Source organism: Pelagicoccus mobilis (assembly GCF_016595505.1).
Lineage (GTDB): Bacteria > Verrucomicrobiota > Verrucomicrobiia > Opitutales > Opitutaceae > Pelagicoccus > Pelagicoccus mobilis.
Genome location: NZ_JAENIL010000007.1, coordinates 80,530 through 93,657 on the forward strand (window position 1 = coordinate 80,530; position 13,128 = coordinate 93,657).

Genomic DNA, 13,128 nt, shown 5'->3' on the forward strand with positions numbered 1-13,128 from the left:
AGGCAGCAACCTACAACACGATGATCAGCACTAGCCATTAAGGTAGCGTCCGTTGTCCCCAACGGACACCAAGCCGCTCCAAACCACATACGCTCCCCCCTTCACCCGAGGCAGCGAAAGCCGTCTTCAGAGGATGCTGTTACTAACAAAAGCGACGTATTCACTGTCTGGCGACCATGACGGCACATTGATCGTGCCTTGCCCGCCATAGATGTATGCGATCACCTTTGCATCGCCCGTCTCAATATCCATCAGCCACAAGTATACGTGTTCGTAAAATGGATGAGCATCAGCGGCCACCTCTTTCGAATAGGAGAGATAGACGATTTTCTTCCCGTCGGGCGATACGTGAGGGAACCAATTATTGAACTCGTCGTTGGTTATCTGTGTCGGATTCTCTCCATCAGCATCTATACGCCAGATCTCCATCGTCCCCGTTCGAGCGGAATTGAAATAGATATACTTCCCATCCGGTGAATACTCAGATCCGTCATCTAAACTCGGCGTATCCGTCAATTGGATCTCCTCTCCTCCAGACGAAGGGATTTTATAGATGTTATAGATTCCGTTTCGTCCCCCAGTATAGATGAGAAACGTTCCATCTGGCGACCAACCATGAAGATAAGACGGATTCACGTCCGTAACTTTCCTCGGCTCTCCTCCGCTCACAGGAAGTGTGTAGATAGTCGAGTTCCAGTTCTCCTCCTCTACATGATGACTGATCCCGATCCACTTCCCATCAAACGACAATACATGGTCGTTATTGTTCGAGTCCGCAAATCCCGTGTCCAACAACGAAACCTCCCTTGTGTATAGACTCATCCGATACAGCTTACCGTTTCGATTATAGATCAGGTGCTTTCCATCGACCGTCCAATTCGGGGCCTGCAGCGAATCCTCCTCCGTGTGCACTACAGTTCGCTTTCCGGTCGAAACATTGAGCAGCTCCAACCGGCTACCGATGTACTCCTCATACTGAACCAAATCGACAGGGGCCGGACGCACGATTCGCACGTTCCGAAAAACGACAGACTCCCGCTCATCCGCATCATGCGAACAAACAAAGAGCCCCACATAAACCTCATCGGGCAGCTCAATCTCGCTAGACTCCACAGTCGCAAACGTCTGCCCAAATACCGCTGTCGACATGATGTAGCGTCCACCCCTCCGTTCCAATTGGACGACGCTTGGTCCGAGATCGCTAGATTTGACCTCCTCAGTTTCGCCTTCCTTCGCCCGACGAAACTGCAACGAGGTGAGCCCATCCCCCGCATGGACCGATGCCGCCACATGCTTAGAGTCGCCTGCCAAAGACTCTCGGATAATCCAACCCGCCTTTCGATGTTCATGACTTCCCTCTCCCTTAAACTCGATCTCCGCACGCACAATGAAATCACCCTTCATCTTATTGTAGGCGAAATGGAACTGGTCTTCGCCAGCCCACATATTCTCACCCGCGCCGCTCAGAGTATACTCGTCGGCCCTAACATCATAAGCAAGCGCCCCTTGTAGTTTAGGACTCCCTACATCAACATTGGCTGAGAAGGCTTTTTCCGCAGAGTAAAGATTCGAAGAAAGAAGTTGCGAGGTCATCACGATACAAGAAAGCAAGAAGGGGTTCATAGCTAGAGTTCCGCTGAAAGGTGGGGTTAGGTTTCCACGAGGCTCTCTCCGAAAAGACAGCCCCAAGACCGAACAGAAACTCAACACTGAATCGGAGGTGACGCCAGTCACATTTCAGCTCTTACCATCGAGTGAAGACATATCCCGAAACAACCGGACACCCTGGATTTCCCTCAATAAAGAGCCTAACAAGAAATCTTGTATTCGCTTCTCTTTTACAGCCTCAAACAATCTTCTACCCTAATCCCACAATCTTTTCAAAAACCTGCGTGCATTGACGGTGACTCCGAGTAAAGTTCCAACCATGCGCCTGTTACTCGTTACCCTCCTCCTCTTCGTCAACCAAAATGCAAGAGGAGCAATCGAACAAAAACAAACGGTCATCGAAGGAGCCAAGGCCTCTGTTTTGGTCGATCCTGAACTCTGGAACAAGAAACTCATCGTAGTCGCCCACGGCTACGTTCCAGGTGATCGCCCCTTACTCGATCCGCTAAATAAGAACGACCAGCACTTCGCACTCTTCTTGGAATCGGGGTGGATGGTCGCAGCGACGAGCTACCGCCGAAATGGCCTGATCATTCGCGATGCGATTACTGACTTGGAGCTGCTCTATGACTGGGTAGTAGACGAATACGACAGACCAGAGCTGACCATCGTGCATGGCAGCTCGATGGGTGGCATGATTGTATCACTCATAGCCGAGCAAGACCAAAGCAGGTTTGATGCAGCCTTGGCAACCGGAGCAGCTCTTCGCCTAAAAGAAGAAAAGAACCCCTTAGCATTAAAACACCAGCCACTCATTCCCCTGCTCTTCTTGAGCAATCGTAGCGAAATTAAAGGACCTGCCGCCTACCAGAAAAAGTCCCTCAAGAACGGAAAGAATGCCGCGCTCTGGCAGGTCGATCGAGATGGGCATGTCAATCTCAACACAAAGGAACGTTTCCAGGCGAACCAAGCATTAGAACTGTGGCTTGCAAAAGGAGAGATAGAGCTCACCCGAGACGGCACCATCGACATGTCACCGGAGAAATCGGGAACTGAACTCATCGATGGAGTTCTCAATGTTCCCATCAGAAAAATCAGAAAGAGCTACGGAAACCTAACGCTCGACTTAATTCGTAGCGATTTAGAGGCGATTGGACTAAAGCTCGGGGACAGAGTGAAAGTCACCTATCAAAACCAATCTCACGCCTGCTTGATTGGGACAAGTTATGGGGATGTAAAGGTGGGAGAATGGGTCCTCTTTCAAAGAGCAGACGGCTACTATCTGCTATCCCGAAACTTCGCTGATGCGGCATCTACGCTAGGTATCAGCTTGGGCGATACAATTCAACTGACCCTTGCCGAAGGGTAGGCAAACCAAACAAAGCCTAACTCAATTTGAAACGAAAACGCCCCCCGAAACCATCCCCTCACCCAGACCTCAAGTACACTGGAAGCGCCTACGGATGGATGTTTCTAGCAGCAATGCTCATCCTCCTCGGAGTCTCAATTGTCAGAGACGGCGAGTTCAAGGGCAGAAGCGGGTCAACCCCCATCAAAGGTGAAGCAGCCAAGACAATCGGCTGGTGTTTCGTGGGTTATGGCAGCTACCTCGGATATATCATTCTATATCGAGCGAGAAAGACTGAGCTTGCACAAAAGGACTTTCACGAGCTCAAACCGTTCCGGGATTCGATCAACGGATATGACACCGAATTCAAAATAACTTGGGATACATATTCCCGCGGTGGACACGGTGGCGGCGTGCCCGTTTTCTATTACAAAACGCAAATGCAACTCAAGAATCCCGCGTTGCCTGTGTTCAGTATTTCCCGAAGGGATAAGCTCGGTCTCCTCTTCTGGTATCTTGGTCCCGGCCGTATCGGCGACATACTTACAGGCTCAGCCTATTTCGATGCTCGCTACAAGGTTAAGGGATCAAACAAAACCGAGGTTCAAGCCTTCTTAACTCAGGAACGAGTCGAAGCGCTATCTAACTTCGACCGCGACTACCCGCCAATATTGACTAAAAACGGCTGGCTGAGCCTCACCAACAAGAAGCTCCTATACACGGAAGGACCATATAGCAAAGAAGAGAAACTCTTTACCATGCACCGTGGTCGCCTGGGCCTGTTGATCAGCGAAATGACCACTTTGGCCGAGCTGATTGATTCAAAGGAAAAGAGTGTTTAGCGAACATAAGGTTTCTAGCAGACTGCAGGATCTACTTCGAAACGACAGCCCCGGATTACCATAAGCTCTTCCAGTACACTCAGACGGCAGTCGAATGCCAGAACGTCTATTTCGTAAACGCTTTGCAGCAATGCGGAACAACTGCTAGCAGCCTCTCCTACATGAACCCGTCTCTCTTGAAACGTCGCCTCAAAGATGCGATTCGCACCGCTCTGGTAGTCGGAAGCATCCTAACGTTGATCAACCAGTACGACGCCATCTGGGGGGACAAAGGATTCAGCTTAGCGAAATCGCTCTTGAGCTACCTCGTCCCCTTCCTCGTCTCCATGTACGCGTCTCGTTCTAGGAAGTAGTCTCAGCCACCATCCAGCGGCCATAGACGATCCAGTTTCCGAGAAACTGTCCAAAAGGTGGGAGCGTGCTTGTCACGCGATTAGCCAGCGATCGCGTGGCAAGCACGCTTCCACAATTATTAGACAGCCCCTGAGACCAAACAGCTCCTTTCTTCGTAATACCTAAACAAGACAGAGGGAAGAAATGGAGAATCAAGCTAAACAGATACTAATCAGAATCGCTGCCACAGGCCTTATTGCAGGAGCAGCATTCGCAATCGGCTACCAACAAGGGAGCTCAAAGTCAGAGGATCGCGAAATAGAACAAAGCCCCGAGATCCCAGAGACGACAGAAGTCGCGACCTTAGCGGAAAAGCCAGAAGTACCGGAAACGTCGACACCGATCGAGAGTCCTCAAAGAGAAGAACCCACTCCTACACGATCGCCGCAAGAAAGCGGTTTTGAGGCAGCTGCGGCAGATATCGAGTCTGCGCTTCGACAGATTGAAACTCTCAACGGCCGGGAACAAATCCAATACACCCGAGGGGTATTCGAATACCTTGCCAGCGTTCAAACACCCGAGCTCAGTCTCGAGCTGGCCAATCTGCAAGAGCCTAGGACCCGTAGTATCGCCCTCCGCGCACTCGTGGCGGCGTGGAGCACACCAAACGGACTCTCTTCACAGGAGGCACAAGCACGGGCCGATCAAATCTTCGGCCGGCGAGGTTCTCCCGTCGGCACCGAGGCAGCCCTATCTTCCTACCTCTCCGCTGACAACGTTCCTCAATCCGTAAAGGATTCTTGGATACAAACCTTCTCCCAACACCCAGGCCGCTCGGAAATCAGAGCCCGCATGGCAGCCGGAGGCAGTCCGGAAGAGATCCAAGCCGCCCTCGCCGAATCGCAAAACTGGACCGAGTGGGAACGCCGCAACTTCTCCGAAAGCCTTCTCTTCCAATGGACACAAAAGGCACCCGCCGAAGCATGGAAATGGTATCAAAACAGTGGTGACAAGCTTGAAGAGTCTCAAGCGGACCTCATCATACAAACTTGGGCGAGCCGAAATCCGGATAGGCTCTTGGAGCAACTGGATCAAATAGATCTCGGTCCGCAGAGGGAAACAGCAATCCAGAGCCTTTCCCGCAGTCTCGCCAGGCGCGGAACGTTAGACGCCATGAACTGGGCTGACTCACTCGCCGACCCCGCAGAACGAGACATCGCTTATCAATCAATATACGACGCTACCCCCAAGGGCATTGGAGCAAAGGTCGGTATCGAATCCGGCTTCCTGCGGGTTGACCAAATCATGCCCGAAGGGGCCTTGAGAAACACCGATGTGCAAGCCGGCGACCTTATTGTTGAAGCCAGAGAACTCGATGGAGGCTCGCATAGCCTCTACGGGAAGTCGCTCAGAGAATCCATCGGAGCGCTCCGCGGAGCGCCAGGATCGCAAGTCGAAATCCGCTACCTCCGTCGCAATCCCGATACAGGCGAAATGGAGGAACGCACGACAACCGTCACGAGAGACATACTGGTCAACGACGGCTAGCCGAAGACAAACCAAAAAATAGTGGAGCCGAAGATCATTCTGGCTTCGATCCTACTGGCTCGGTCTTTCGATCGAAACTCGCAGTCAACAAACGTGCCTACACCCCATCAATAAGGCACGGTGCGCACCAAATGCCCTCACTGCTGAAGCGGGATAAACAGCGAGTGCGTATCGCCATCTAGCTGTTTGATTCCGGCCGTCATCACGAGCGGTTTACCATTTTCGTGATAAATGGTCGGGCGCTCGTAACGGTGGACCTTAACCGTAGTACCATCGGTCTTGGTGTAGGCCTTGTCCGAAACCTTGTAGTTTTTTGCCCGCTCCCAATTGAGACCGTCCGTCGAGGTAATCATCCCCATGTAACCAAATGCATGATACAGGGAGTAATAGCGTTCACGCTCCGCGTCGTACCAGACTTCCGGATCTTCGGAATTGTAGTTTATGACGACCGGCTTGGGTTGCATCTCCCATGGGCCAAGCGGGTGGTCAGCGAGCAGGACCGCTTGCATCCGAAGGATAGTTCCTTCTGGCTGATCTGGCTGATCCCCGCGGATCACCATCAAGTAGCCTCCATCCGGACGCTGGGTCACGGTCACGTTGTTGGACATGTTGGCGATTGGAAGCTGTGGCTCGAAAACAGGCTTATCAAAACGCTTCCAAGGCCCCTCCATGCTATCCGCAACCGCGACACCGATGCGTTGATTCAATCGCATCATGCCACGGATATCGCTCTTGTTCCACTTCGCTCGACGCGCTTCCTCGAGTTGCTCGGGCGTGAGATCGAGATCTCCCGTATTGGTCGACATGTAGTAAATGTAGTACTTGCCATCAAACTTGTAGACCTTCGGGCAGTGCACCGTGTACTGGTCCCAATGCCCATCGCCACGCCCTTCGAGCACGACCTCTACATGCTCCCAAGGACCAGTCGGTTTATCCGCCACCGCTCGTGATACGATTCCATCAGTAAGCCAGCAGAAGAACCCATGCTTCTTCGGCATCTGAGAGTAGATCAAGTGGTACTTTCCGTCATCGTCCTTAACGATCCCAGAGCCCCAGTTGTAGAACTCTTCGTTGTAGAAGATATTCTCCTCGGAGACCGGCTGCATGATCGCAGAGAGATTAAAATCGTCAGTGTCTTTCCCTTTGGCCAAAGCGGTTAGAAGCACACCAGACAAACAGATGCGTAGGATATAGGTCACGTCACAAGACAACACCTAATACCCATCAAAGCCAATGATATATTGCATACAATCGCACCCAAGGGAGCTTAAACATTTTACATTTAGTAAAGTACGAAAATAGACCATCAACGCCCCTAACCAGCCAACTGGACTAGAAAGACAGAGCGCTCCTTTTGCCGCAGAATCCGCCTGAGATCGGCCCTAGGCCAAGCTTTCCCCATCTCCTTTTCATGGTCGGAACAGCACATCCAGAAAATGCTGCCTTGCCGCCTCGCTATTCAAGAGACAACCTCGCCTCTCAGTCAGCCAATCCCAATCTGGATGCACGCCGACCTCCGACACACACGATAGACTTAGAACATGATGCACCCTTCCCCTACCTTTCGCTTCCTCGACTTCTGCGCCGGCATAGGAGCAGGCCACGCCGCAGCGGTAAAGCTTGGTGGAGAATGCGTTGGCTACTCTGAGATCGACCCGAAGGCGAAGCGGACCTACCGCATGCTCCACGATCTCGAAACTCTCTGGGAGCCTCTCCTGGACCTTGGCGACTTGACCAAAATGGACCCCAAAGAGGTTCCGGATTTCGACGTCATGCTTGGCGGCTTCCCTTGCCAAACCTTTTCAATCGTCGGTCGACGCGAGGGCTTCAAGGACCCCAGAGGCCAGATAATCTTCGCCCTCAGCGACATCCTGGCCGCCAAGAAACCAAATTATTTCCTCCTCGAAAACGTAAAAGGGCTGATGAGCCACAACAAAGGCGAAACCCTTCGTCAGATCCTAATCGAGCTCCGCTCAGCCGGCTACAAGGTCACCTGGAAGCTCGTTTCCTCGGTCGACTTCGGAGTTCCCCAAATGAGAGAGCGCGTCTACTTCGTCGGCATACGCGAGGATCTGGTAGCGGACGACTTCGAGTTCGAGTTCCCGGAAAAGGTGAAGCGCACCAAACACCTCCGTAGCTACCTGAAATCCAAGGATCCGAAGTTCGCAGTCTCAAACGAAGGTTACGCCTATCTCGAAAAGTATCTAAACAACAAATACAACAAAGAGTCTGGCGTAACGGTTGAAGACCTCAAAAAGCTCCCCAACTTCACCGTAATCGACACTCGTCAGTCCGACCTTCGCGTTTTCAAAAAAATCTGTCCGACACTGCGCTCCGGGCGCCATGGCCTTCTCTACGTGAAAGATGGCGAGCTCCGAAAGCTCTCCGGGCTCGAGGGTCTCGCTCTACAAGGATTTGGAGCTCCTTACCAGAAGCGCATCTACAACGTCACCGAATCGGATCTGCTACACCAAGCCGGAAACGCCTTCACTGTAGACGTCGTTCTCTCCCTGCTGGAAAACCTCTTCGAACAAGTCGAGCGCCCCGCAGCCTGCGCCTAAGCTAGCGGCCGTTGCTCGCCTCGCCGAAGCTTAACGCAAAGGCGGGTCCCCAACGGCCATATACGCTTCGCCCGCGAGAACCCCCAACCACTCGCAAAGCTCCCGCAGCCTTACCGCTTCCCGAACTTGAAAAGCAAAACCGGCGTCTCCCGTTTATAACGCTCATACTCCTCGTCGCCTCCCCACTTCTCGTCAGCCCGCTTCTCTAGCAAAGGGATTCCGCTGACGCGTATCAGAAGAAGAGCTACAAAGAAAGGCGAACTCAAGGTCACCCATTGCCACCCCTCGAGCACAGGCAAAGCCACCAGCGCCACGCCGATCCACAAAACGATCTCCCCCAGATAGTTCGGATGCCGAGAGCAGGCCCAGAGCCCCTCCTGAATGAACTTCCCTTCGTTCTCCCGCTTCGCCGAAAAACGCTTTTTCTGCCAGTCCGCGACTGCCTCGATGCCAAAGCCAACTCCCCAAACCACAACACCAACGATCAGCCACCCATCAGCAGGCTCAGCCGAAGCAGACGTCATCGCCGCCCAAGCTGCCGCTGAAGTGAAGGTCACCCACAACCCTTGAAGCGTCCAAGCCCCTAAAAATCTAAGGAACGAAGGCTTCAGCTCATCGAAGCGACCATCCTTTCCAGAGCGCAAAACTCTCTTGAAAAGAAACGAGGCCAATCGCGTAGCCCAAATCAGAACCATCAGAAACAACACCGTTGAACGAAGGTCAAACGTGCCGCTCAAGCCATACGCCGCAACGGCGGTCACGATATAGGTCAGCCCTCCCGTCAGATCGAAAAACGTCTCCGTTTGCCGCAAGTAGGCAGGCACGAACGCGATCCATTGCATCACAAACGCGATCATCACGCAGATCGCGAAAACAGAAACGCCCCCGGCGGTAAGCCCCGAGTCACTACCCGCAAAAGCGAACGCCATCCCCAACACAATCACAAACAGGGTTCCCTTCAGGGCTTTCTTCTCAGCGGCATTCATACTTAGATGGGAACGACTAGATCCCACATTCAGATGCAAACGAACGCGCCTATTCAGAGATAAGAGCGAGCACATAGGCCCCAAAGCCATGGCAAAGACTCGCCTTCGCCTGGTCGTGCTCCCATAGCGTCCCGGTCTTTTGCGCCATCGGCCCGAACATCGCCTTCACTTCCTTAAGCAATTGCTCCCGCTGGCCGTAGCGTTTCAGCAAATCAAATCGCATTATCCAGCCAAACAACAAGTTCGCCGGATGCACTTCCGGGTGCTCAATCCCAGGACCAAACTCGCTCAACAAACGCCGCCAAAGCTCCGGTTCGTCCTCGGGTTTTATCAGATCGAAGAAGAATGGCGAGTACTGGCAGATCTCAGTCGAGTCCGCCGTTACCTCGAGCCCGCGCTCCTTGCGCAAAGCTCGATCGCGAAACCATCTCTCGCCCTCCGATCGAGAAAACGCCAACGACTCCTTCGCTACCGCGTCCGCCCTTGCCGCGAAGGCCGTATCACCAAAGAGGCCGGCGAATGCCCGTAAAGCTGCCGCGTACAAAAACTGCGTCGGGAAGTTCACGTCCTGGACAAGCTCGTTCGCCTTCGACCATTCCACGAAGTTCCACCCCGGCAGCTTCTCAAGTAAGCCCATCCCGTTCTCATAATTGGCAAACCAAGCGAACAAGCGTCTTAACCGCGACTCGTATCGAGCAACCAGTTCCGCATCCCCGCCTCGCTTCTGATAGTCATCCACTTGCATCACCAACCATAGCGACCACTGAGGAATAAACTCGGGATAATAGTGCTCGCTCGGATAACACATCGGAAACATTCCATCCGGCAGACTGAAAAACGGATCCGGAGCCAAAAGGTAATTCTCCAGAAACGCCGTCTCCGCCCCAAGCGACTCCCCTAGAGCCTGAGCCGCCCGACCAATAAAAAAGCTGTCGCCCAGCCATCCTGCCCGCTCACGCGACGGACAGTCCATAAATGTATCCACCGTATTCTGACAATAAGTCGAAACCGCGGCTCGCTGGATCGCGGCCAATTCCGGATCTTCCGAATAAGAACTCAAACGCGCCGGCGCCTCATAGCCTCTCTGTTCCACCGAGTGGATTCGCACCGCGCCCTTTCTAGCCACTAGCCTCAAATGACGAAACGTATTGGCCTCAAAGCCCTCCAGCTCATAACGCCCAGGCTCAAGCTCCCATGAAATAATGTTATCCGTCTCCTGCTGGTAAACATCAAGATGCTCGCTCTCCTTAAACTCCGCCCAGCCGGCGAGCAGACGAACAGGCACCTCACAGCTCACCACCACTCGCAAAAAGCCTGTTAGATTAGCCGGCAAATCAAAGTCAACATACGTCCCCTGCTCCAAGAGAACACCAAGCACGTCCGCTCCCGATTCCACAGGGCCAAAACGACATTGGTCCCAATCGACTCCCTGTCGAACCTCCAACTCGTCCGACGCGAAGCCTAGCAGATTCAGCCCCACATTCGAGCGAGCGAGGCTCTTAGATTCCTTGATCGTCTCATCGATCGTGAACCGACCTTGCCCCACCTCCGTAAGCGATCGCAATGGAAATTCTGGATACGGCATACGCCGCGGCAACAACTTCGGAACAACCTCCAAATTATCGAGATACGGTGGCCAATCACGCTGCCCCCAACCTTCAACACGCCAGGTATCGCTCTGAGGCGTCAAACGATACGCTTCACCAAACGGACGCTGATAGCTAAAGCGCTTCACCCGCCTCACGCGATGCTCCAACACTCCCGGGCAAAAACGCCCCGTGCGAGCGCAGGTCCACGCCACCGCCTCCTCTCCCCGCGTCACCTCTGCCATCAAGCACCCCTGTGCATTGAGCACCGAAAACGAATTCACCCGATAGGCTACGACTTCGATCGCTAAGCTATTCGCCCCATCCACTAGAGCCGAAGCCAAGTCCCACTCATCGACCCGCAAATACCCATGGGCTGCACGCGCCGGCCCGTAGGCGAACCACTTTCCATTCAACCAAATCCGATACGTATTCGCCGCTGCGAGACGCAGGACAAGCGGGTCCCCCAAATACTCGAGAGACACATGAAACCCGACCGTGGAATTCATCCGTTCGTGCAAACCACGCACCCAAACAGGCTTCGCACGGAAGAAAGACGGGGGTTCGCGATCAGTCATAGATGTAAAGGTTAACACGCCAGAGACCTAGCGACCAGCCACCACCGCCCAATCCGACTTGTATGGAAACTCGAATACAGTATTTACATCCGACGTTTCTCCGAGAGGAATCTCAGCATACTCCTTCGCCATATCGACCGCTATAGCCGGGAGAGGCTCAGTCGGGCCATCTACGCGAAACTCGATTCGCTCCGCATCATTGATCGTCAGAATCAGAAAATCCCCGTCGTCTGAAGCCATCGCTCGAGCTCCCGAAGTCTTGACCATACCTGGCTTGGGATTGACCCCAACTCGAAAACGCCCCTCCTCAAACCAAAACCTATGGTAGGTTTTCAGCTGCTCCGGGTTCGCGTAGGGACGCGACGCGTATTGCTTCGGCCGAGGTTCAAGATTACCCCAAATAGCAGCGATCCCGCCCGCCATAGCCAAGTCCCACATCAATCGTCTCGTCTCCTCAGTACCACTCAGGTCCTTCGGCTGCGCATCCGTCATGCGAATACGGAATCGATCCTCTGAAAAACTGAGTCGACCGGGTCGATCCTGCATCACTCCCAACCATCCGGCGTAGTCCATCAGGTGCGGGTGATGCTCGTAGGCAACGTAATCGAGCTTGTCAGAAATCTGGGAACGGTAGGTTTCATTCTTGTTTCCTCGTCCGCCCAAAAGATGGGGCCACCCCATCTGCTCATGCATGTACCCATGCCACTCATCAAGCTCGTCGTCGCTAACCCATTCGAACAAATCGAAACCATACCCCACGGACCAGCCCTTCAATGGTCCGAGTCGGGCTGCCATGTAACGCTGAAGACGCTTGTCCGCGACGCCATTGATTCCCCCGGTTTTCGAGCTCGCCCAGCTATTGAGCGTTTGCGTCCGGGCCTTGTCCCCCCAGAGCCAAAAATGCACGAGCCCACCACGCTCTTCCGTCATGAGGATGAGCTTTTCCAGAGCGTCGAAAGTGCGAGGATCCGGATTAATATCAGGAGAATTCAAATGCTGGTTCTCAGACCAACGTCCACGTTCGACCTCAAAATCGAACCACGCCGCGCCTACGTTGGCGACATGCAAGCCAGTGAAGCCGTGCCCATCGATAAAGGTATCCAGCCAGTACTCAATCTCTTCCTCCTCATCCCAGGATTTAGGATCCCTCGGAATCATTAGATAGTTGGGAATCGTCGCCCGCAAAGTGCCTTCCCGTCCCCATTTGTCTTCCGGGAGTCGAGCAATAAATCCCTCCGTATCCCCTTCTCTTTCCGCAACCCGAACCTGCCCCAAATGGCCATTCATGTCGCCATGATCCGAATACGTCTCAAATCGCCAAGTCCCGGCACGAGTCGCCGTAAAACGAAACTTCCACCGGCCTTCCTCCGCGTGAAACAGGCCAGTCCTAATCTGCTCGCCCGACCCCTCGTGCCTAAATACCGCGACTCCTTCTAAGTCAAAGGGGTTCCCTTCATAGGCCCCGACCTCCACTTCCCATTCAAGAAAAGGTCCGAAAACACGAGTGTGTCGCTCGTCGAAAACGTGGCCGGCAAAACTCTGCCAAACCAAACAAAAGCTAAAGAGGGGCAATAGATACTGCTTCATGGTTTTACCCCAAGCACACACCCGTAAGCGAGGCGGCTCCACACAATTTCTAAGCAATTAACTCAATCCGTTAACGCTCCGGCTCCACGCCTAAGTTGGCTCCACTAGCTAGCATTCATCGCCAATTCCTAAGAAAAGCCACCATCATTTG

The 13,128-nt window shown here is 53.4% G+C and carries 10 protein-coding genes; 5 read left to right on the plus strand and 5 right to left on the minus strand.

Translation table 11 applies throughout. The features are described from left to right. Positions 1–126: 126 nt before the first annotated feature. Positions 127–1,623, minus strand: coding sequence for a TolB family protein (locus JIN87_RS05030; RefSeq protein ID WP_200354436.1), 1,497 nt, complete (start codon positions 1,621–1,623; stop codon positions 127–129). A gap of 304 nt (positions 1,624–1,927) precedes the next feature. On the opposite strand from JIN87_RS05030, the gene JIN87_RS05035 reads away from it, so the two are divergent. The 4 genes from JIN87_RS05035 to JIN87_RS05050 all read left to right on the plus strand — a co-directional run bounded on the left by JIN87_RS05035 (position 1,928) and on the right by JIN87_RS05050 (position 5,679). Beyond that, a complete protein-coding gene (locus JIN87_RS05035) occupies positions 1,928–2,977 on the plus strand; it encodes an SAM hydroxide adenosyltransferase (protein ID WP_200354437.1) in 1,050 nt (349 codons plus the stop codon). Positions 2,978–3,003: 26 nt separating this feature from the next. Beyond that, positions 3,004–3,798: a hypothetical protein gene (locus JIN87_RS05040; RefSeq protein ID WP_200354438.1), complete on the plus strand. Its 795-nt coding sequence runs from the start codon at positions 3,004–3,006 to the stop codon at positions 3,796–3,798. A 161-nt stretch (positions 3,799–3,959) separates the two neighbouring features. After that, positions 3,960–4,151, plus strand: a complete 192-nt coding sequence (gene nrtS / locus JIN87_RS05045) for a nitrate/nitrite transporter NrtS (protein ID WP_200354439.1) — start codon at positions 3,960–3,962, stop codon at positions 4,149–4,151. Between the two features lie 184 nt (positions 4,152–4,335). After that, the gene (locus tag JIN87_RS05050; protein ID WP_200354440.1) at positions 4,336–5,679 is read left to right on the plus strand and encodes a S41 family peptidase; all 1,344 of its coding nucleotides are present in this window, start codon (positions 4,336–4,338) and stop codon (positions 5,677–5,679) included. Between the two features lie 137 nt (positions 5,680–5,816). On the opposite strand, the gene JIN87_RS05055 is transcribed toward JIN87_RS05050, so the two are convergent. Next, positions 5,817–6,878, minus strand: a complete 1,062-nt coding sequence (locus tag JIN87_RS05055) for a glycoside hydrolase family protein (protein ID WP_200354441.1) — start codon at positions 6,876–6,878, stop codon at positions 5,817–5,819. Between the two features lie 342 nt (positions 6,879–7,220). Here JIN87_RS05055 and dcm point away from each other — a divergent pair, with 342 nt between their 5' ends. Continuing rightward, positions 7,221–8,240 (plus strand): DNA (cytosine-5-)-methyltransferase, encoded by a 1,020-nt coding sequence (gene dcm, locus JIN87_RS05060; RefSeq protein WP_200354442.1) that lies wholly within the window; start codon positions 7,221–7,223, stop codon positions 8,238–8,240. Between the two features lie 110 nt (positions 8,241–8,350). Here the strand turns inward: dcm and JIN87_RS05065 are convergent, their stop codons facing one another. From JIN87_RS05065 to JIN87_RS05075, 3 genes are read right to left on the minus strand one after another with little or no spacing between them, the layout of a single operon-like run. Next, positions 8,351–9,226, minus strand: a complete 876-nt coding sequence (locus JIN87_RS05065) for a DUF1295 domain-containing protein (RefSeq protein WP_200354443.1) — start codon at positions 9,224–9,226, stop codon at positions 8,351–8,353. 49 nt (positions 9,227–9,275) lie between these two features. Beyond that, entirely contained in the window at positions 9,276–11,390 is a 2,115-nt protein-coding gene (locus tag JIN87_RS05070) for an alpha-L-rhamnosidase-related protein (RefSeq protein ID WP_200354444.1), read from the minus strand. A gap of 27 nt (positions 11,391–11,417) precedes the next feature. Beyond that, on the minus strand, positions 11,418–12,977 hold the full coding sequence (locus JIN87_RS05075; protein WP_200354445.1) for a DUF5060 domain-containing protein: 1,560 nt from the start codon (positions 12,975–12,977) through the stop codon (positions 11,418–11,420). Positions 12,978–13,128 lie beyond the last annotated feature (151 nt).